19 protein-coding genes and 3 tRNA genes are annotated in these 19,958 nt (G+C 32.3%); 8 read left to right on the top strand and 14 right to left on the bottom strand.

Annotation, left to right across the window (positions count from 1 at the left end; genetic code table 11):
* Positions 1–2 precede the first annotated feature (2 nt).
* The 3 genes from H1R17_RS06560 to ruvC all read right to left on the bottom strand — a co-directional run bounded on the left by H1R17_RS06560 (position 3) and on the right by ruvC (position 2,870).
* The gene (locus H1R17_RS06560; protein WP_163432188.1) at positions 3–770 is read right to left on the bottom strand and encodes a cyclase family protein; all 768 of its coding nucleotides are present in this window, start codon (positions 768–770) and stop codon (positions 3–5) included.
* Positions 771–1,188: 418 nt separating this feature from the next.
* Positions 1,189–2,313, bottom strand: coding sequence for a radical SAM family heme chaperone HemW (gene hemW, locus H1R17_RS06555; protein ID WP_163432187.1), 1,125 nt, complete (start codon positions 2,311–2,313; stop codon positions 1,189–1,191).
* Positions 2,313–2,870, bottom strand: a complete 558-nt coding sequence (ruvC, locus tag H1R17_RS06550; RefSeq protein WP_163432186.1) for a crossover junction endodeoxyribonuclease RuvC — start codon at positions 2,868–2,870, stop codon at positions 2,313–2,315. Before ruvC ends, hemW begins: the two co-directional genes overlap by 1 nt.
* Positions 2,871–2,925: 55 nt before the next feature.
* Here ruvC and H1R17_RS06545 point away from each other — a divergent pair, with 55 nt between their 5' ends.
* Positions 2,926–3,894, top strand: a complete 969-nt coding sequence (locus tag H1R17_RS06545; RefSeq protein WP_163432185.1) for a lysylphosphatidylglycerol synthase domain-containing protein — start codon at positions 2,926–2,928, stop codon at positions 3,892–3,894.
* Here the strand turns inward: H1R17_RS06545 and H1R17_RS06540 are convergent.
* Positions 3,845–4,324 (bottom strand): hypothetical protein, encoded by a 480-nt coding sequence (locus H1R17_RS06540; protein ID WP_163432184.1) that lies wholly within the window; start codon positions 4,322–4,324, stop codon positions 3,845–3,847. The genes H1R17_RS06545 and H1R17_RS06540 overlap by 50 nt on opposite strands.
* Positions 4,325–4,371: 47 nt before the next feature.
* Between H1R17_RS06540 and H1R17_RS06535 the strand changes: the two genes are divergently transcribed.
* The gene (locus H1R17_RS06535) at positions 4,372–4,872 is read left to right on the top strand and encodes a DUF456 domain-containing protein (protein WP_163432183.1); all 501 of its coding nucleotides are present in this window, start codon (positions 4,372–4,374) and stop codon (positions 4,870–4,872) included.
* On the opposite strand, the gene H1R17_RS06530 is transcribed toward H1R17_RS06535, so the two are convergent.
* The 10 genes from H1R17_RS06530 to H1R17_RS06485 all read right to left on the bottom strand — a co-directional run bounded on the left by H1R17_RS06530 (position 4,869) and on the right by H1R17_RS06485 (position 14,207).
* Positions 4,869–5,270, bottom strand: coding sequence for a hypothetical protein (locus tag H1R17_RS06530; RefSeq protein WP_163432182.1), 402 nt, complete (start codon positions 5,268–5,270; stop codon positions 4,869–4,871). The two genes, H1R17_RS06535 and H1R17_RS06530, sit on opposite strands and share 4 nt — an antisense overlap.
* Before the next feature lie 12 nt (positions 5,271–5,282).
* Complete coding sequence (locus tag H1R17_RS06525; RefSeq protein ID WP_163432181.1) at positions 5,283–6,158, bottom strand: energy transducer TonB; 876 nt, start codon at positions 6,156–6,158, stop codon at positions 5,283–5,285.
* A gap of 4 nt (positions 6,159–6,162) precedes the next feature.
* Positions 6,163–7,017 carry an energy transducer TonB gene (locus H1R17_RS06520; protein WP_163432180.1) on the bottom strand — a complete coding sequence of 285 codons (855 nt, stop codon included), beginning with the start codon at positions 7,015–7,017 and terminating at the stop codon, positions 6,163–6,165.
* Positions 7,018–7,021: 4 nt separating this feature from the next.
* On the bottom strand, positions 7,022–7,897 hold the full coding sequence (locus H1R17_RS06515; protein WP_163432179.1) for an energy transducer TonB: 876 nt from the start codon (positions 7,895–7,897) through the stop codon (positions 7,022–7,024).
* A 215-nt stretch (positions 7,898–8,112) separates the two neighbouring features.
* Positions 8,113–8,186: transfer RNA gene (locus H1R17_RS06510), tRNA-Asp, on the bottom strand.
* Between the two features lie 52 nt (positions 8,187–8,238).
* A tRNA-Asp gene (locus tag H1R17_RS06505) sits at positions 8,239–8,315 on the bottom strand.
* A 58-nt stretch (positions 8,316–8,373) separates the two neighbouring features.
* Positions 8,374–8,447, bottom strand: a tRNA-Asp gene (locus tag H1R17_RS06500).
* A 194-nt stretch (positions 8,448–8,641) separates the two neighbouring features.
* Positions 8,642–8,959 (bottom strand): thioredoxin, encoded by a 318-nt coding sequence (gene trxA / locus H1R17_RS06495; RefSeq protein WP_163432178.1) that lies wholly within the window; start codon positions 8,957–8,959, stop codon positions 8,642–8,644.
* A 102-nt stretch (positions 8,960–9,061) separates the two neighbouring features.
* Positions 9,062–13,588 (bottom strand): DNA polymerase III subunit alpha, encoded by a 4,527-nt coding sequence (gene dnaE, locus H1R17_RS06490; RefSeq protein ID WP_163432177.1) that lies wholly within the window; start codon positions 13,586–13,588, stop codon positions 9,062–9,064.
* Positions 13,589–13,688: 100 nt separating this feature from the next.
* The gene (locus H1R17_RS06485; RefSeq protein WP_163432176.1) at positions 13,689–14,207 is read right to left on the bottom strand and encodes a DUF6252 family protein; all 519 of its coding nucleotides are present in this window, start codon (positions 14,205–14,207) and stop codon (positions 13,689–13,691) included.
* A 214-nt stretch (positions 14,208–14,421) separates the two neighbouring features.
* On the opposite strand from H1R17_RS06485, the gene H1R17_RS06480 reads away from it, so the two are divergent.
* The 6 genes from H1R17_RS06480 to H1R17_RS06455 all read left to right on the top strand — a co-directional run bounded on the left by H1R17_RS06480 (position 14,422) and on the right by H1R17_RS06455 (position 19,949).
* Entirely contained in the window at positions 14,422–14,949 is a 528-nt protein-coding gene (locus H1R17_RS06480) for a 30S ribosomal protein S16 (RefSeq protein ID WP_163432175.1), read from the top strand.
* A 17-nt stretch (positions 14,950–14,966) separates the two neighbouring features.
* Positions 14,967–15,491 carry a ribosome maturation factor RimM gene (rimM, locus tag H1R17_RS06475; protein ID WP_163432174.1) on the top strand — a complete coding sequence of 175 codons (525 nt, stop codon included), beginning with the start codon at positions 14,967–14,969 and terminating at the stop codon, positions 15,489–15,491.
* Positions 15,492–15,537: 46 nt separating this feature from the next.
* A complete protein-coding gene (locus H1R17_RS06470; RefSeq protein ID WP_163432173.1) occupies positions 15,538–16,617 on the top strand; it encodes a hypothetical protein in 1,080 nt (359 codons plus the stop codon).
* A gap of 2 nt (positions 16,618–16,619) precedes the next feature.
* Positions 16,620–17,333, top strand: coding sequence for a tRNA1(Val) (adenine(37)-N6)-methyltransferase (locus H1R17_RS06465; protein ID WP_163432172.1), 714 nt, complete (start codon positions 16,620–16,622; stop codon positions 17,331–17,333).
* Between the two features lie 358 nt (positions 17,334–17,691).
* The gene (locus tag H1R17_RS06460) at positions 17,692–18,984 is read left to right on the top strand and encodes an O-acetylhomoserine aminocarboxypropyltransferase/cysteine synthase family protein (protein WP_163432171.1); all 1,293 of its coding nucleotides are present in this window, start codon (positions 17,692–17,694) and stop codon (positions 18,982–18,984) included.
* A gap of 2 nt (positions 18,985–18,986) precedes the next feature.
* Entirely contained in the window at positions 18,987–19,949 is a 963-nt protein-coding gene (locus tag H1R17_RS06455) for an alpha/beta fold hydrolase (protein WP_163432170.1), read from the top strand.
* The last annotated feature ends 9 nt before the right edge of the window (positions 19,950–19,958 follow it).

Here is a 19,958-nt window from a genome sequence, read left to right as displayed (position 1 = left end):
TTTTATTTTATAGCGTACAAAACAGGTTTACTTGGTGATGCATCGTTCTCAAAAGAAGCTATTTGCATGTTGATAATATACGAACCGTCTGGCACATTGTTTTCTACAAAAATTAATTCGGTAATGGTGCAATCAAAACGGGCATCACTATTAACATTTTGCGTGTCTTTTACATTCCAAAAGGCTTTATGCGCTAACAATTTACCTTCGTCTACTTCTTTATCTACACTTGGCAAATCAATCAACAAATGCTGCACACCTATTTCACGAATACAAACAGAGGCTTCTTCTGTTAAATACGCAGGGTTGGTGTTGGAATAATTTTTATGTTTTTTATCCGAATTATTTGGTAAGGTACGAATTACTAATGCTTCAGGAGTAACTCCATTTAACGCTTTTTCTATTTGATTTTTAGTGATGATAAAATCATCTTCAAAAAATTCAGGTTCAATAGAAATCAATTCGGCAACAAACATAAACTGCTTCAATATTTGATTAATAGAATAAAAATCTTTGGTGATATGTCCCAAACATTCGGTATGAGTTCCGTGTCCGTGTGGATTGAACAAAATATTATTAAAATTGGTAGATGACTTTCCCGAAACCACACTTCCAACAAAATCGCCCGTTATTACAGGATTTATTTCGGGCTGATTTAAATACCACGCAATTGGGTTTAAATGGTTGTTTTGTATAGGTAACGAAATATCAATAGGTTGCGCTAAATCAATTTCGTAGTTTTTGTTGTTATGTTGTATGGTTGTTTTCATTTAAATAAAATAATATAAATTATAATAGCTGAAGTAAATATAGCTAATAATAAAGGCGTTAGGGCAACAATAAGCCAAGTCAATGAAATTTTAAAAAAATATTTATTAAAAAAAATCAAAAGCGTATTTGTGAAAGAAAATATTGATGTTAATATTAAACAAACCCAACCAGTCATTTTAATAATTCCGTAAAAATAAATTCCATAAAAATATCGTCCCCTTAAATGTTCAAAATTTCCGAGAAAAAATAGACCTAATATTAATAGTGCAATATTTAATATTGCAAAATATTTTATTTTATTTTGATTGGATACCATATTATTTCAATTTTCAAATTTAAAACAAACAAAATTCATGATATGATTACTTCATCAGTTCGCTTTACGTATACCGAAATGAAGTTCGGATTAACAAAAGGTTAATCTACCCAAAACAATTCGCTTGCTATACCATCGCAAAAGAATTTTCCATTTATAGTGGTTTTTAAAACATCGTTTTCTAATACTAACTGTTGTTTCGTTATAAAAGCCGAAGCTTCTTTTACTAAATAATCTTTATAATGGGTGCCAAATTCTGTTTCAATTCTTTTTAACGAAACGCCCCAAATGGTACGTAAACCTGTCATTACATATTCATTGTAACGGTCTTGAACGGTTAATTTCTCCACTTCATTAGGTAATGTACCTTTTTGTATGGCTTGTATGTACAACGCATTATTAGCAATATTCCACGAACGATGGGTGCCATTAAAACTATGTGCAGACGGACCAATACCTACATACTTTTTGCCTAACCAATACGCCGAATTGTTTTTGGAAAAGTAGTTGGGTTTGCCAAAATTAGACAGTTCATAATGCACAAATCCTGCATTTTCTAACATTTCAACTAAAGCTAAAAAATGTTCATGTGCTTCGCCGTCATTAGGATTGGGAATTTTACCCATCTTCACCAATTTAGCCAACGCCGTTTTGGGTTCAACCGTTAAAGCGTAAGTCGAAATATGATTAATTCCCAAATTCAAAGCTTTTTGCACATTGGCTTTCCATCGATTCATTGATAAATTGGGAATTCCGTAAATTAAATCAATCGAAATATTATCAAAGTATTTTGTTGCTTCAACTAAAGAGTTCCATGCTTCATCAGCATTATGCGCACGATTCATCATTTGCAAATCTTCATCGTAAAACGATTGTACACCAATACTTAAACGATTTATTTTTGATTCTGCTAACTGATGAATTCTTTCTATTTGTAAATCATCTGGATTGGCTTCTAACGTAATTTCGGGATATTCAACTACATCAAACAACGAAAAAACAGACTCTAAAATTTGATCAATTTCTTTATTTGATAGTACACTTGGCGTTCCTCCTCCAAAATAAATAGTTTCAACAGGTTCGGTAATTTCATCTTTTCGTAAATGAATTTCTTGAATTAAAGCATCAATCATTTCATCTTTTTTCTTCATGGATGTTGAAAAATGAAAATCGCAATAATAGCATGCTTGTTTGCAAAACGGAATGTGAATGTAAATACCTGCCATTATTTTTTTGTTACACGATCTTGATTTTGCGACACAAAGGCTTCCCAGCCTGTGTACGATTTTCCGACAACTGTTTTACCTGAATTAAAAAAATGACAAACAGCCGCCGCCAAACCATCGGTAGAATCGAGGTTTTTAGGCAACTCTTTTAAGCCTAACAATTGTTGCAACATTTTAGCCACTTGCTCTTTACTGGCGTTTCCGTTACCCGTAATAGCCATTTTAATTTTTTTGGGTTCGTATTCGGTAATAGGAATTTGGCGCGATAAACCTGCTGCCATTGCCACACCTTGCGCACGACCTAATTTTAACATCGATTGTACGTTTTTACCAAAAAAAGGCGCTTCAATAGCAATTTCATCGGGATGATAGGTATCAATCAATTCAATAGTACGTTCAAAAATACGTTGCAATTTTAAATAATGATCTCCTAATTTTGAAAGATTCAATTCGTTTAACTGCAAGAACATCATTTGATTCTTCACTACTTTTATTAATCCAAACCCCATAACGGTTGTTCCTGGATCTATCCCTAAAATGATTCGTTCCGTTGCCAATTTAATTCGTGTTAATTCGTGTACATGGTACTAAAAAAAGGATTTTCTTTGTATTATGAAATTCCTATCTCCCAAAATTAAGCAATTCCTATCACTTCTATTGAAATTTATCGTAGTTGGTTTGGCTTTTTATTTTATTCAATCGCAACTTAGCGAGAAAGAATGGAATTGGAATATCATTCAGCAACAATGGGAAAAACCCAAGGCTTTTTTTTACATCATAGGTTTAGTAGTACTGACTTTTTTAAATCGATTTATCGAGATTTTAAAATGGAAGAATTTAGCTCAGATTTTAGAACCAATTTCGGTTTGGGAAAGCACTAAACAAGTACTTATTGGAATTACTTTTGGAATTGTTACGCCTAACGGAATTGGTGAATACGCTGGAAAAGCTTGGTTTTACCCGAGAAAAGATGCTGGAAAAGCAATCTTCTTAAATGCAGTTTGCAATGGTATTCAGGTAATTTATTCAGTTGGTTTTGGATTGATTGGTACTTTGTATATTAACCATTTACACCATTTTATACCAACAACGTATATTTATTTGTTTTTTGGTGTATTATTAGCGGTTGTTCTACTTATTTTTTCCATCAAAAACATCAGTATCAAAGGATTTTCGCTACAAGCCATCTTTAAATATTTAGGCGAAATAAAAAAGGAAATTCATATTAAAAACATCGTATTAGCATTTCTTCGTTATGTAGTTTTAATACATCAATACTATTTATTATATCGTTTTTTTGATGTAGATATTGCGTACTTAACTTTGTTAGCTGTTGTGGCAAGCATTTATTTATTAGCTTCATCATTACCAAATTTTCAAGCTGTAGATTTCGCTTTAAAAGGATCGGTAGCTATTTTCTTATTCGGTTTTTTTGGTGTAAATGAATGGGTAATTGCGTTGGTTGCAACAAGTATTTGGTTGTTAAATTTGGTGATTCCTATTACAATAGGATCGATTTTTCTATTACTTTTTAATCCGAAGAAGAAGGAATTTTTAAACCAAGTTGAAATTGAGAAGTAACAGGTACGCCACGCTTTGTTGCTGGTTGGATTTTAGAAAATTGCTTACCATTTTTCATCATGATACTATCTAACATCCATTTTGGTAACAACTTTTCATTAACCATTTCGGTTTTAAACTGTAACTCACTTTTATTGGTTAAAGTAACTGTAAACTGAACAGTATCAATTGTTGATAATTTAACTAAAGAATCGTTTTTTAACAAACGAAGTGTTTCAAAACTTAATCGATCAAAAAAACAATTTTTAGCTTCTTCTTTATCTTTTATAGAATCACACGATGGATAAGACGGATAATCATCCACCTTACTCCAATCAATTGCGTGTAATTCTCTACGCAATAACTCTTGTGAATTAGGCACCTCTTTGGATACAAAATCGCAAGAATAAAGTAAAAGGGATAAAAAAACCAATAACCAGTAGTTCTTCATGAAAAATTAAATCGTAAATTTAGAAAGCAAAAATACAAAAAATAACCATGGAAATTTTAATCCTTATTGTAAGTTTATTGTTTGTTATAGTGGGTATTATAGGAAGTGTGCTACCTGCTTTACCTGGTCCGCCTTTATGTTGGTTGGGTTTACTTATTTTGTACACCTGCCCGGGAATGGAATGGAACTATTGGTTATTAGGAATTACGTTTGTAATTACCCTTATTATTGCCATTTTAGATTATGTAATACCCGCACAAGGAACCAAGCGCTTTGGCGGCAGTAAATATGGGGTTTGGGGTACTAATATTGGACTTATAGTTGGTATTTTGGCTCCTATTCCTTTTGGTTTTATTATTGGTCCGTTTTTAGGCGCTTTTATTGGCGAAATGATATACAACAGTCAAGACTCAAAACGTGCTTTAAAAGCAGCAACAGGATCGTTTATTGGTTTTATAGCATCGTCTTTTATGAAATTTGTTTATGCCATTGTTTTATTTGGAATTTACCTACACGAAGTGTATACGCATTGGAGTATTTGGTTTTAGTCCAAAGCAATTTTAATAGGTAATGTAAAATTACTGCGTACTACTTTTTCATTAAAAACAGCTGGTTCCCAAACAGATTTTTCTTTAATAATTTCAAAAACATCATTAGCAATATTCAGTTTATCATCTAAAACAGTCATATTAGTTAAAGACCCATCTTTTTCTACAACAAATCTAATCTTCACCAATATAAACTTAAGAGTTAGTGGTCTTTGAATTTTATCTCTTAAGGCATCTCTAAGATTTAGCTTTTCTTTAAATTCTTCAAAACCTCCTTTAGGACGCGCATTACTCTTAATGTAGCATGTTATCTTGTTCTGATTATCTGAAGCTTCACTTTGAGCTAATACTTTAAAGCTAGCTAAAAAGAACAATGCAATAAAGATGACTATTTTCATAACATGCCAAACTTAAATTTTTAGCTTGAAGGTTTTAAGTAAATGTTCATAATTAGAATTCATGATTTGTGTATTTGAAGAAATAACGTTCAACCCCACAAAATATTTTCCTTCAATAAAGTAAATTGTTTTATAATAAAAAAGCGTACTACCATCAGAAACAGAAAAGAAAGTTTCAAAAGCTTTTTTATCATTATATTTTACTTCTTTGTAAGTTCCTTTTTGTTTTTCTACTCCTTCTTTTATCCCATTATAAAATGATTCAAGTTTATCTGTGTTGACAGTTTTCAAACCAATTGAATAGAAAACACTATTATCAGAAGCAGCATAAGAAAATTCTTCCATATTAGTAGACTCATGAGTTTTGCTTTGAATCAGATTACAATTACAAAAAAACTCAAAACTATTTGAAATTATTTTGTGAGTTCCTAATGAATCTAAATACTTCGCAACTCCTTCTGTGGTTTTCAAAGAATCTTCATCACTACTTATTTTACTTTTAACTTTAATATTAATTGGTAAGACAAAAGAAGAACGAACCAGTTTTCCATTGTGTTGTGCCGCATTCCAAGCAGGCATTGTTGTTAAAACACGAATAGCTTCATTTTTTACGCCGTTTTTATCATCAATAACTTCAATATTTGAAAAACTTCCGTCTTTTTCAACAACAAATTTCATACGAACTTTAATTTCATTCGTTTCATTGGAAATATCAGCTACTTTAAATTCTGAAATAAAGTTTTCATAAAACTTCTTTACTCCTTCTTTTGGCGAAGCCTTTTGTTGTACTAAAGAATACACCTTATCATCATCAAGAACACTTTCTTCTTGAGCAATAACTTGAAATCCTATAAAAAAAGAGAATATAATTAAAAAAATATTTTTCATGAGCTTAAATTTTTAATCTAAAGGTTTGTTTCAAATCCTCAAAATTGTATTTTGAAACTTGCTTATTAGTTGAAATTACATTGATTTTTATTAAATAATTATTAGCTGCATAAGAAAGTGTATAATTATAATAGGAATTTTCCTTATTATTAATTACAAATTCTGTTTCTAAAGCCTTAAAACCTTTATAAGTTACCTCCTTAATTGCAGCATTTTTTTTGTTAGCATCAATTTTAATTACATCAAAATAATGGTTTAAATCATTTAAATCTATTTCCTTTAAACTAATTGAATAAAAGATATCACTATGTGGCGTATTATATGAAAATTCTTTAACTTTATAATAACCATTTGTACTTTTATTGATTAGCTTACAATTACACTCAAAATCAAAATACTCATTGCTTATTGTTCTTTCTAAAATTGCTTTTTCTAATAATACTTTATCAACATTTCTCATAGGAAATCTTAACTTTATAGGTATTACGTGATATGAGCGGACTATCTTATTATTATTTTCGGCGGGCTTCCAAAAAGATGTTTTTTTTAACACCCTAATAATTTCTTCATAATAAGGATACGCCTCTTGATTATCTATAATTTCAACATTAGAAAACGAACCATTTTTCTCAACAATAAATTTTAACTTAAAAGAAATTTCATCCTGTTTTGGTGGTATAACCAATGAATTAAACTCATTTGAAAAGTTTTGTAAAAAATTCATCATTCCATTTCTAGGTTCAGCAGTTCTTTGTACAAAACTATAAACCTTATCATCTTCATCTACCTGCTTTATTTCTTGAGCAATTACTTGAAGTTTTAAAAAGAGAAAACAAATTATAAGAACAGTACTTTTCATACAACTAAATTTTCAAAATAAACTTCTGTTTTAATTGATTAAATACCAAATCAACAATTTGTTTGTTATATGACACTGCACTTATGGCTACAAAATACGTTTTTTTAGCAACAAAAATGGTTCTGTATTCATTTATAAAATCACCATTTGGCATTTGTAGAATAACTTCCATAGCCTCATGATTATTGAATGTTATTTTATTGTATCTTCCATTCTGATTCTCTACATCTCTAATAATAGCCTCGAAAGGATCGGTTGTATCAGATGCGTCAACTGTACGCAAAACCACATTGTAATATATTTTTTTATCAACCGATTCGTAAAAAAACTCTTCGGTTTTATAGGTATCATTTTTAGAGCTTTTATATAATCCGCAATTACAAGAAAACTCAAAAAAATCATTAGTCATTTTATAGGTTTCTAAAGAATCAACATAACTTTTGATGGCTTTCTTGCTTGTAAGTAATATTTCGTCAGAACTCTCCTCTTCATCTACTTTAACTTTAATAGGTAAAGTAAAAGAAGACCGAACAAATTGCCCTTCGTGTACAGCAGGATTCCAAGAAGGCATCGATTTTAATACCCTTATTGCCTCTTTACCAACATGCTGTTCATCGTCAACTACTTCTATATTTGAAAAAGTCCCATCCTTTTCAACAATAAACTTTAAACGAATAATGATTTCGCTAACTCCTTTTGATAAACGTGGCGATTTAAATTCTTTCGCAAAATTTTCATAAAATTTTTTTAAGCCTTCTTTAGGTGTAGCTTTTTGTTGTACAAAAGAATGTATTTTACTCTCTTCTAAATTATTTTCCTGTGAAAAAACAATTTGATGAGAAATCAAAGTGATGAAAATATAAAAAAGGATTTGTTTCATTATAACAAATTGTAGGTAAAACTGTTTATAAAACTAAGACATTATTTTAGCATTTTTATCAATGCAAAACATTTTCTTTGTCTTTCATTTAAAACAAATATAAAATCAAAAAAGCCCTCCGTTACTGGAAAGCTTTTCATTGGTCTAACTACTAAACCTAGGTACTTACGTACCTAAACAACACAACTACGTTCAAGTTTACTTAGTAAACTAAGCGGTCTGGACGGGACTCGAACCCGCGACCCCATGCGTGACAGGCATGTATTCTAACCAACTGAACTACCAAACCAAAACATTTAAGGGCACAAAAAGCCCCTCGTAACCGAAGGGCTATTGTATCTTGGCGGTCTGGACGGGACTCGAACCCGCGACCCCATGCGTGACAGGCATGTATTCTAACCAACTGAACTACCAAACCAAGAAATGTTTTTATTTTACTATACTATTAAAAGTATAAAAGAACGTGTATTTTGTTGCGGTCTGGACGGGACTCGAACCCGCGACCCCATGCGTGACAGGCATGTATTCTAACCAACTGAACTACCAAACCATTGTTAAGTTAATGTTGCGTTTGCTTCATCATTTCAACGGTGCAAATATACAACCATTTACCAACGATGCAAATATTTTTTCAAAAAAATAAAGCTTTGCTTTTACATTTTTTTTCATCTCGCTTTTTTTCAATATCTTACAAAATAAAAAAAACGGATTAAAAAATCCGTTTTCTATGAAAATAGCACTTAATTATAATAATTTAGTTACTGCTTCTACATAAGTTTGTTTTGGAGCAACTCCAACTTGACGACCAACAACTTCTCCGTTTTGGAAAATTAATACTGTTGGAATGTTACGTACACCATATTGCGAAGCAAAATCTTGGTTAGCATCAACATCTACTTTACCTACCACTACTTTTCCATCAAAATCACCAGCCAATTCTTCAATAGTTGGACCTAACATTTTGCAAGGACCACACCATTCTGCCCAAAAATCAACAATTACTGGTTTGTCTGATTTTAATACCACTTCTTCAAAAGTAGCGTCTGTTATTTCTAATGCCATAATTTTTAGTTTTAAATAATATTGTAATACACAAATTTAGCTTTTTTTTTAAATGTAGCAAGAAAGCTGTAATAAGTAATATCTATTGATTGATAATTATTTTTAATTTAAACGGAACGAAACCTGCATACGCTCTAAATCTTCTAGCAAATCAGACGATATTTCTATACGCATGTTTTTACTTGGCATTTCTAACAGATTTTTTTTCATGTATTGTACTTCAGGAAGCTCTATTTGCACTGGTTTTTCTTCTAATTCATCTGTAGCATCAAGATCCACAACATCTTCGACTAAGTTTTGAACTGCTTCGGTTTGTAACCTTCCTTGTACTTCTTCTAACTCATAAACTTCAAAAACAACCGATTTGGTTCCCGGATTTTTGTCCATTGCCATTCGAATTTTTTCTACTTGCATTTCTTTCAACTGACGCACATCAATTTGAATGATTAATTTCTTGGCAAAGGTTGGTATTACTTCGTTTAATAATTTAAGCTCAACAAACTGTAATCTTGGTTCAGAACGTTCATTGCTATCTTTTTTAACCCAACCTTCTTTTATATAAACTTTAAAATAAACAAAGGTATTTTTTAGCAAAAAGTGGCGGTTTTTTAAATAATCTTCATTAAACATACGCATTTCAATACTTTCATCGTATCCTTCAACCGTAAAAACAGCCCAACCTTTCCCTTTTGAAGATGTTTTGAAATCAACACTTGAAATCATTCCGCCAAAAGTTACCGTTCTTCCTACTAACGATTCTAAATTCTTTAACTGCTCTAATTTTACATTGCAGAAATATTTTAGCTCAAACTTAAAATCATCTAACGGATGCCCCGAAATATAAATACCAACCACTTCTTTCTCTTTAGCCAATTTTTCCATGGTTGTCCACTCTTCTGCGTTTGGAATAACAGGCTCCGGAATTTGCACTTCGCTACTTTCACCGAACAAACTTACTTGTGATGAATTTTCATTATCTTGATATTTAGCACCATATTTCATAGCTTTTTCAAGAAACGTGATGTTATCTATTTCGGTTTGAAAATATTGCGCTCGATGTGTATCAGTAAAGCAATCGAATCCGCCTGCTAAGGCTAAATTTTCAAAGGCTTTTTTGTTTGCAGCACGTAAATCGATTCGTTTAGCCAAATCAAAAATCGATTTGTACTTCCCTTCATTTCTTTGCTCAATTATGGTATTTACAGCGCCTTCTCCTACTCCCTTTATCGCTCCCATTCCAAAACGAATTTGATAATTTTCGTTTACTGCAAATTTATAATGCGATTCATTTACATCAGGTCCCAGAACATCTAAGCCCATACGTTTGCATTCTTCCATGAAAAAAGTAACCGATTTAATATCGTTCATATTATTTGAAAGCACCGCCGCCATATATTCTGCAGGATAATGCGCTTTGAAATAAGCCGTTTGGTACGCAACCCAAGCATAACACGTACTGTGCGATTTGTTAAATGCGTACGAAGCAAATGCTTCCCAGTCTTTCCAAATTTTTTCTAACGTTTTAGCATCATGCCCTTTTTCCGAGGCTTGCGCTACAAACTTAGGCTTCATTTTATCAAGTACATCCTTTTGTTTTTTACCCATGGCTTTACGCAAAACATCGGCTTCACCTTTAGTAAAACCAGCTAATTTTTGCGACAAAAGCATTACTTGTTCTTGGTAAACGGTAATTCCGTAGGTTTCTTTTAAATACTCTTCACAAGCATCTAAATCGTAGGTAATTTCTTCTACACCGTTCTTTCTTCGAACGAAAGAAGGAATATATTCCAACGGACCCGGACGATACAAGGCATTCATGGCAATTAAATCTCCAAAAACGGTTGGTTTTAATTCGCGCATGTATTTTTGCATCCCAGGAGATTCGTACTGAAACACACCAACGGTTTCACCTCTTTGGAACAGCTCATATGTTTTAACATCATCAATCGGAATTTCTTCAGGATCGATAACCAATCCTGTGCGTTGCTTGATAATAGCAACCGTATCTTTAATAAGTGTTAATGTTTTTAAACCTAAAAAGTCCATTTTTAACAGACCTGCACTTTCGGCAACCGAGTTATCAAACTGCGTAACGTATAAATCAGAATCTTTTGCGGTTTGCACAGGCACGAAATTAGTGATATCATCAGGAGTAATAATCACTCCACAAGCGTGAATCCCCGTATTTCGCATAGATCCTTCGATAATTTTTGCTTGCTGAATGGTTTCAGAAAGTAAATCGTTTTGTTGCGCTACTTGAATTAATTCTTTAACAGCATCAAACTCTTCTGAACGCAATACTTTTTTGATTTCATCTTCAGGTTCTGATAAAAATCGACGCAAATTCCATTTTCCTGGCATCATGGTCGGAATCATTTTGGCGATACGCTCTGATTCATACAAAGGCAAATCCAACACACGAGCAGCATCTTTAATAGCCGATTTTGTTGCCATTTTACCATAAGTAATAATTTGCGCCACTTGATTGGCACCATACTTATTGATTACATAATCCATAACACGACCACGACCTTCATCATCAAAATCGATATCGATATCGGGCATAGACACACGATCGGGATTTAAGAAACGCTCAAAAAGCAAATCGTACTTAATAGGATCTAAATTGGTAATTCCTAAACAATACGCCACCGCCGAACCCGCAGCCGACCCACGACCAGGACCTACCGAAACGCCCATTTCACGAGCCGCCGCAATGAAATCTTGTACAATTAAAAAATACCCCGGATAACCAGAATTCTCAATGGTTTTTAATTCGAAATCCAAACGATCAATCACCACATCGTCAACAGTTTCATATCTGCGTTTAGCGCCTTCATACGTTAAAAAACGTAAATAAGCATTTTCACCACGTTTTCCTCCATCTGTATCGTCTTCAACATTTACAAATTCTTGCGGAATATCAAACTTAGGCAATAAAATATCGCGATAAAGCGAGTAAGACTCTACCTTATCTACAATTTCTTGTATGTTTATAATTGCCTGAGGAAGATCTTTAAACAAGGTTTTCATTTCGTCCGTTGTTTTATAAAAATACTCCTGATTTGGCAATCCGTATCGGTAACCACGACCACGACCTATAGGCGTTGCTTGCTTTTCACCATCTTTAACACAAAGCAAAATATCGTGTGCATTGGCATCCGATTTTTCCATGTAATAGGTGTTATTAGTAGCTACTAATTTTACATCGTGCTTTTGAGAAAAAGCAATTAATGTTGCATTTACACGGTCTTCATCCTCCTGATTATGACGCATAATCTCAAGATAAAAATCATCTTTAAAATGCTCTTTCCACCATAACAAAGCTTCTTCTGCTTGCTTTTCACCCACATTTAAAATTTTATTGGGAATTTCTCCTTGAAGATTTCCCGAAAGCACCATAATATCTTCTTTATATTCTAAAAGAACTTTTTTATCGATACGTGGCACGTAATAAAACCCATTAATTGAGGCAATTGAAGCCAACTTGGCTAAATTATGATAGCCCTTTTTATTTTTTGCTAAAAGAACAATTTGATACCCATTGTCTTTCTTAGATTTATCGGTATGATTTTCACAAACAAAAAACTCACAACCTACAATAGGTTTAATTTCCGTTTCGGTAGGTTCTTCGCCATTTTCAAGCGCTGCTTCGTTGGCTTTTTTTACATTTTTATTATGATCTAAAATAGCACTTACAAATTTAAAAGCCCCCATCATGTTACCGTGATCGGTCATGGCAATAGCCGACATTTTTTCCTTTGCCGATTTTTTTATCATCACACCAATATCAATGGTAGATTGCAGCACCGAAAATTGCGTATGATTATGCAAATGGGCAAAAGTTGCTTTTTGATACGCTTGTTTTACATCATCAGAAATGACAACTTTTTTATCTTCTTTAATAACACCCGAAGATTGTAATTGCTGTTTAATTTCTTCGGAAGCCTTTTTTAAATTGATGTGTTTTAAACCAATCAACTGAAAAGGCTGCGGATTTTCTTGCTTAAAAGTTTCTAAAAAACCTGCAGATTGATGTAATTCTTGTTCTGTAAATACATTTTTACGCATTAATTCAAAAAAGCATCGTGTAGTAGCCTCCACATCGGCAGTTGCATTGTGAGCTTCGCCAAAAGGAACATCAAATAAGTATTGATGCAATTCGGTTAACGTAGGTAATTTGAATCGACCACCACGTCCACCAGGAATTTTTAACAAATTTGCTGTAACCTCTGTACAAGTATCTAACAAAGCCATTTCATTTAAAGGCGATTGCATAGAAGCTCTGTAAAACTCAGCCCCCATAATATTTAAATCGAACCCTACATTTTGCCCAACAACAAACTTAGCTTTGCTTAAAGCTGTATTAAACTTTTGTAAGATTTCTAGTATAGGATGTCCTTTTTCTGACGCCAATAAAGTAGAAATACCGTGAATACGCTCAGAATCATACGGAATATCAAATCCATCGGGTTTAATCAAGTAATCTTCATGCTCAATTAAACGCCCCATTTCATCGTGCAATTGCCATGCAATTTGTATACATCTTGGCCAATTATCAACATCAGATATTGGCGCATTCCAATCTTTAGGTAAACCCGTTGTTTCGGTATCAAAAATTATATACATAATTGCATTTATTAAAAACGTAAGTATACAAATTTACAATAAAAAAAGTCGTTCTAAAAAAGAACGACTTCCACAATATGTTAATAATATAACCTAACTTTTATTTAGCTGATTTTGCAGGAGCTGGCGCAGGTGGCGTAGCTTCTTTTAAAGGAATTTGAAAAAACACCCCTTTATTCATATTAACCACTTTTGAATCTTTTATAACAGGGCTTCCCGTATTAGGTAACATTTCTGCAACAAAAGTTCCAGAAATAGTTCCTGGTTTTTGTCTATCAGCAGGTTCTAATTTAACATAACCTTTACCTGTAGTTGATGAAGTACTATATCTGTAAATAGTATCATTTTCAACCTTTGAATAAGTTGCTACATTAACATTAGAATTACCAAATGTATATTCTTTACCTAACTCATAGTTATCTACATATAATGTAAAGTTCTCAGAATCATTTGCACCAACAATAACCAAATCACCATCATTAACAGTTGCAGCCATCTTAGTAGCACGCCAAAACTCATATCCTTTTAAACCTTCAAAAGCAGGTGTATTATCAGTTACATCTTCTTCACATGAAGTTAATGCTAATGTCATCAATGCAAATAAAAAATATTTTTTCATATTCGTTTATGTTCTGTATTCTGTGTTATCAAACAAAAATAGAATTTTTTCTTTATGTTAACTCATTTTTTTTAATAATTATTTAACTTTTTTTAACTTTTAACAAATCATCAAATAATTTTGTAGTCTAAAAGCTTGTAGGAACAAAAAAAATAGTAATTTTGCACCTTAATTATAAACTAAGGTCGGGTACCTTAAACTAAATCACAAGATTATGTCTGTAAAAATTAGATTACAAAGACACGGTAAAAAAGGAAAACCTTTTTACTGGGTAGTAGCTGCTGATGCACGCGCTAAAAGAGATGGTAAATTCTTAGAAAAAATTGGAACTTACAATCCTAACACTAACCCTGCAACAATTGATTTAAACATTGATGCTGCTGCAAAATGGTTATTTAACGGTGCACAACCAACAGATACTGCTAAAGCTATCTTATCTTACAAAGGTGCTTTATTAAAACACCACTTAAACGGAGGTGTTCGTAAAGGTGCTTTAACTCAAGAACAAGCTGATGCTAAATTTGCTGCTTGGTTAGATGAAAAAGCAAACAAAGTTGGCGCTAAAGTTTCTGGATTAGCTGATAACAAAGCTGCTGCGAAAGCTGCTGCTTTAGCTGCTGAAAAAGAAGTGAATGCAAAACGTATTGCTGCTGCTGCTGAAGCTAAAGCTGCTGCTGAAACAGCAAACGCAGAAGAAGCTACGCCAGAAGTAGAAGAAAATACAGAAGAAACTGAAGCATAATTCTTAAGCGATTTTAAATGCGTAAAAAAGATTGTTTTTATTTAGGTAAAATCGCAAAGAAATTTAGTTTCAAAGGCGAAGTTTTGGTGTTTTTGGATACCGACGAGCCTGAATTGTACACAGAATTGGAATCAATGTTCGTTGACATCAACGGACATTTGGTTCCTTTTTTTATTGAAAAAGCATCCCTACATAAGGAAAAATTTCTAAGAACTCAGTTTGAAGACATTGATTCTGAAGATGCTGCTGATGATATAGTTGGTAAAGATGTATATTTACCATTAGCTATGTTGCCAAAACTAGAAGGCAACAAATTTTATTACCACGAAGTGGAAGGTTTTCAAGCAATTGATCAGCGCTTAGGTAACTTTGGAACCATTTTACGTATTGTTGATAATGGCGTTCAAGCCTTATTTGAAATTGAAAACGGCGATGCTATTATTTTAGTACCCGTAATTGATGAGTTCATTATTGAAGTAAATCGTGCTGAAAAATCAATCCTTTTCAATACTCCTAACGGTTTAATAGATTTATATTTATAAACTTTATCTAGTTTCTTTTTTTTAATTTTGAAATAAAATTTCATTGATGAAAAAAAGAATCCTATTCCTTTTTATTGCCTTACCAACAACTTTTTTTGCACAAGAAAAATCTTGTGAAGAAAGAGCAACTTCTTTATTAGTTGAAAAGATAAAAACTTACAAATCAACCGATTTAATTCCTTATTATTCAGAAAAAGATGATAAATGGGGACTATTCCATAAAATAACCAAGAAAAAAGTCACTGAACCTGTTTTGCATGATAGTTATTTTTTTACACCAAATCTTAATTTTTATTACAGTTTAAGTACATCATCAAATGATTACGAGGATGGTTGTCATGGAAAAATAGCGGGTAGTAATGAAGGATATGCAATTATTTCAACGGAAACAAGCCCGCGGACTTTAGAAATGATGCAAGCTCCTTACAATCAAGAAAAAATCAGCAATAAACACAGAGTAAAAGAAAATGTTGCAGGTTTTGAAGTAGATGCAAACGGAAATATATCCAATTTCAATCCTAAATTTTACGATGCAACGCAAGATAACCATTTACTTTTTAATGTTTTCAAGTTTCAAAACAAGTATTATGCAGTTGCTAAAAAAGTACTCAACGGCAAAACGTACTTTAGCATTATAAATCAGCAAGGCGAAGCTTTTCCACATCTCAAAAATCTCGAATTTTTCCCTGATAGAAAGCAAATTTACTCTAAAGACAAAGACGTATGGTTTTTGATTCAACCTACTGAAAATCAATATAATTTTGTATCATTATTAAAAGGTAAGAAATTAAAAGAAACGTTTAATGAATCTTACAATTGGCGTCACAATCAACAAAATTTTGCTTATGCCATTATGAAAACCAACGATGAATTTGGCCTTTTAGATTTAGTTTCGATGAAATGGAAAATAAAACCATCAAAAAAGAATGATTTTGGTTACTTAAAATTCAGTTGCTCGGAACCTTTGGCTATTAATTACGAGAAGGATGAATTTTCGTACAGAGAAAACGTTGTGATTCCTACAGAAATGATTTTAGAAAATAGAAAAAAAGCGTTCATTTATATTGAAAACGATAATCGAAATTATTACGATTTAAAACTAAACCTTTACAAACCCATTGATTAAGAATGTTTTCATTTAAACAATTTACCATAGAACAAGACAAATGCGCCATGAAAGTAGGCACCGATGGTGTTTTATTAGGCGCTTGGGCTCCTATTTTTCATAATCCTTACAACATTTTAGATATTGGTGCGGGCACTGGGCTTATAGCATTAATGTTGGCACAAAGAAGCCATGCGGAACAAATTGATTCGGTAGAAATTGATGAAGATGCGTATGAACAATGTGTTGAAAATTTTGAAAGGAGCAATTGGAATGATCGCTTGTTTTGTTATCATGCATCAATAGATGAATTTACTGAAGAACTTTTTGAAGAGGAAGAAGAATACGATTTAATAGTTTCAAATCCACCCTTTTACTCAGAAAATTATTCGTCTGGAGATGAAAAAAGAGATCAAGCACGTTTTCAAGATGCATTGCCTTTTGATGAATTGATAGAATCGGCTCAAGCCTTATTATCCGAAAACGGAGTTTTAGCAGTTATCATTCCTTATAAAGAAGAAGAAAATTTTAAAGAATTAGCAGCATCAATAGGATTGTTTCCGTTAAAAATTACGCGTGTAAAAGGAAATCCAGAAACAGAAATCAAAAGAAGTTTACTTGCTTTTTCGCGTTTGGAACAAAATCCTATCATTGATGAATTAATTATTGAAACAGATCGACATCAATACACCGAAAATTACATCAATCTCACAAAAGATTTTTATTTAAAAATGTAATTTTTTTATTTCTATATCTTTTCAAAAAGTTAAAAATATTTTAAGTCTATCTTCTTGATAGACTTTTTTTTATTCTACAAATAGTATTTTTATAGAAAATTATTCTATTAAAACTATCAAAATGAATCTTCAAGTAGAATATTTTTCTTTAAATTTTATTGTTTTTAGAAAATCATTTTATACATTTGTCATCAAATAAGATCAAAAAGTAATGAACAATATTGTTAAAAATCAAATGGTAATGGATATGATGATGCGTAAAGCATCGCGATAGCCTATACCTTAAAATTAAATATGATTGATCCTTTAGGTATAGCCTGAAGGATTTTTTTTTGCCAACCAATTAGTAATACAAATTATGAGCACAACAAAATTTTCGACCCAAGCTTTACATGCAGGTCACAATGTTAAAGAAACTTTAGGAACACGTGCTGTTCCAATTTACCAGACAACTTCTTATGTTTTTGAAGACGCAGATGATGCTGCTGCAAAATTTAACTTAACCAAACCAGGATATATATACACTCGATTAAACAACCCAACCAATCAAATTTTAGAAGAACGTTTAGCTGCAATAGAAGGCGGAATTGGTGCAGTGGTAACTTCATCTGGAACTTCTGCCATTGTTACTACTTTGCTTACGTTATTAAAAAGCGGAGATCACATTGTAGCTTCAAGCAGCTTATATGGCGGAACTTACAATTTACTGCATGTTACTTTACCGCGTTTTGGAATTACAACCACTTTCGTTGACCCTGATGATGTAACAAATTTTGAAAACGCCATTCAAGAAAACACGCGTGTTATTTTTGGAGAAAGTCTAGGAAATCCAAAATTAAATGTTTTAGATATTGAAGGAATTGCTGCAATTTCGAAAAAATATCACATCCCTTTTATTGTAGATAATACAGTAGCAACGCCATATTTATTGAACCCGATTGCGTACGGAGCCAATATCGTGATTCACTCGTTAACAAAGTATATCACAGGAAACGGAACATCTTTAGGCGGAGCAATTATTGATGGTGGAAATTTTGATTGGAGCAGTGGAAAATTCCCAGAATTTACAGAACCTTCGCCAGGATATCACGGATTAATTTATCACGAAGCATTAGGAAACGCTGCTTTTATTGCAAAAATAAGAATAGAAGGTTTACGTGATTTGGGTGCTGCTTTAAGTCCTTTTAATGCTTTTCAAACCATTCAAGGTTTAGAAACTTTAGACATCCGCATTCAAAAACACAGCAGTAACGCATTGTTGTTGGCAAAATGGCTACAAAATCAAGAAGAAGTTGCTTGGGTAAACTACCCAGGATTAACAGATCATAAAGATTATGAAAAAGGACAAAAGTATCTTTCTAAGGGGCAAAACGGATTATTGACTTTCGGTTTAAAAGGAGGATTTGAAGCTGCAAAAACAGTTGTAAACAATTCGAAACTTTTTTCATTATTAGCGAATATTGGCGATACTAAATCCTTAATTATTCACCCTGCTTCAACAACACACCAACAATTATCAGAAACCGAACAAATTGCAACAGGTGTTACTCCAGATTTAATTCGAGTTTCGGTAGGTTTAGAAGATATTTCAGATTTACAAAACGATCTAAAAGTTGCCTTTTCAAAATTAACAGCCAATATCAGTATATAATTATGTGTTTGCAATCAATTGTAATTTCACCATCCGAAATAGGTTTTAATTCTTCAAAAGACTTTAATCTCACGTATCAACTATTTGGAAAACCATTAGGTACTGCTCCTATTGTACTAGTGAATCATGCACTTACTGGAAATAGTTTGGTTGCTGGAACTTCGGGTTGGTGGAATCAACTGATTGGAAAAAATTTAACCATTAACACAGAACATTTTACCATTCTAGCTTTTAATATCCCTGGAAATGGTTACGACAATAACATCGAAAATCTAATTACAAACTATCAGTATTTTAGTACCAAAATTATCGCACAATTGTTTTGGAAAGCCTTAGAAAAACTAAACATCACTAAGCTGTATGCAATAATTGGTGGAAGTTTAGGCGGAGCAATTGCTTGGGAAATGGCTTTTTTAAAACCTACAAGTATTGAAATACTGTTGCCAATTGCTTGTAGTTATAAAGCTTCGGATTGGTTAATAGGTAATGTTTTGGTTCAGAATTCTATTTTAAATCATTCATCAAAACCTATAGAAGATGCGCGAATGCACGCCATGTTGTTGTACCGAACACCAGAATCTATTCAGGAAAAATTTCAAAATAAGCGCGATGAATCAAATCAATCTTATCAAATAGAAAGCTGGTTAAAATATCATGGAAAAACTTTAAAAGATCGGTTTAAACTTGATTCGTATAAATTGATGAATCATCTTTTAAAAACCATTGGCGAAAATATAACCGAAGATGATTTTAATGATTTTTTAGACAAAACAACAACAAAAATCCACATCATATCAGTTGATAGCGATTATATGTTTACCGAAAAAGAACAGTTAAACACCTTTCTTTTCATCAAAAAAAAGTATTCAAAAGTGTACTACAATAAAATAGAATCTATTCACGGGCACGATGCTTTTTTAATAGAATACAAGCAATTACATAATTTATTACAACCTTATTTTTAAAAAAATTAA

This window comes from Flavobacterium sp. xlx-214 (assembly GCF_013874595.1).
In the GTDB taxonomy this organism is placed as follows: domain Bacteria; phylum Bacteroidota; class Bacteroidia; order Flavobacteriales; family Flavobacteriaceae; genus Flavobacterium.
Note: the sequence above shows the minus strand (reverse complement) of the source record. Positions and strands in the feature narration are given on the sequence as shown.

Coding starts and splice junctions, on each gene's coding strand:
- H1R17_RS06485 (WP_163432176.1), bottom strand. CDS start 14,207: ATGAAAAAATATTTTTTATTTGCATTGATGACATTAGCATTAACTTCA.
- trxA (WP_163432178.1), bottom strand. CDS start 8,959: ATGGCATTAGAAATAACAGACGCTACTTTTGAAGAAGTGGTATTAAAA.
- H1R17_RS06560 (WP_163432188.1), bottom strand. CDS start 770: ATGAAAACAACCATACAACATAACAACAAAAACTACGAAATTGATTTA.
- H1R17_RS06460 (WP_163432171.1), top strand. CDS start 17,692: ATGAGCACAACAAAATTTTCGACCCAAGCTTTACATGCAGGTCACAAT.
- H1R17_RS06545 (WP_163432185.1), top strand. CDS start 2,926: ATGAAATTCCTATCTCCCAAAATTAAGCAATTCCTATCACTTCTATTG.
- dnaE (WP_163432177.1), bottom strand. CDS start 13,588: ATGTATATAATTTTTGATACCGAAACAACGGGTTTACCTAAAGATTGG.
- H1R17_RS06515 (WP_163432179.1), bottom strand. CDS start 7,897: ATGAAACAAATCCTTTTTTATATTTTCATCACTTTGATTTCTCATCAA.
- H1R17_RS06530 (WP_163432182.1), bottom strand. CDS start 5,270: ATGAAAATAGTCATCTTTATTGCATTGTTCTTTTTAGCTAGCTTTAAA.
- hemW (WP_163432187.1), bottom strand. CDS start 2,313: ATGGCAGGTATTTACATTCACATTCCGTTTTGCAAACAAGCATGCTAT.
- H1R17_RS06480 (WP_163432175.1), top strand. CDS start 14,422: ATGTCTGTAAAAATTAGATTACAAAGACACGGTAAAAAAGGAAAACCT.
- H1R17_RS06520 (WP_163432180.1), bottom strand. CDS start 7,017: ATGAAAAGTACTGTTCTTATAATTTGTTTTCTCTTTTTAAAACTTCAA.
- H1R17_RS06465 (WP_163432172.1), top strand. CDS start 16,620: ATGTTTTCATTTAAACAATTTACCATAGAACAAGACAAATGCGCCATG.
- H1R17_RS06540 (WP_163432184.1), bottom strand. CDS start 4,324: ATGAAGAACTACTGGTTATTGGTTTTTTTATCCCTTTTACTTTATTCT.
- H1R17_RS06470 (WP_163432173.1), top strand. CDS start 15,538: ATGAAAAAAAGAATCCTATTCCTTTTTATTGCCTTACCAACAACTTTT.
- H1R17_RS06525 (WP_163432181.1), bottom strand. CDS start 6,158: ATGAAAAATATTTTTTTAATTATATTCTCTTTTTTTATAGGATTTCAA.
- H1R17_RS06455 (WP_163432170.1), top strand. CDS start 18,987: ATGTGTTTGCAATCAATTGTAATTTCACCATCCGAAATAGGTTTTAAT.
- H1R17_RS06535 (WP_163432183.1), top strand. CDS start 4,372: ATGGAAATTTTAATCCTTATTGTAAGTTTATTGTTTGTTATAGTGGGT.
- rimM (WP_163432174.1), top strand. CDS start 14,967: ATGCGTAAAAAAGATTGTTTTTATTTAGGTAAAATCGCAAAGAAATTT.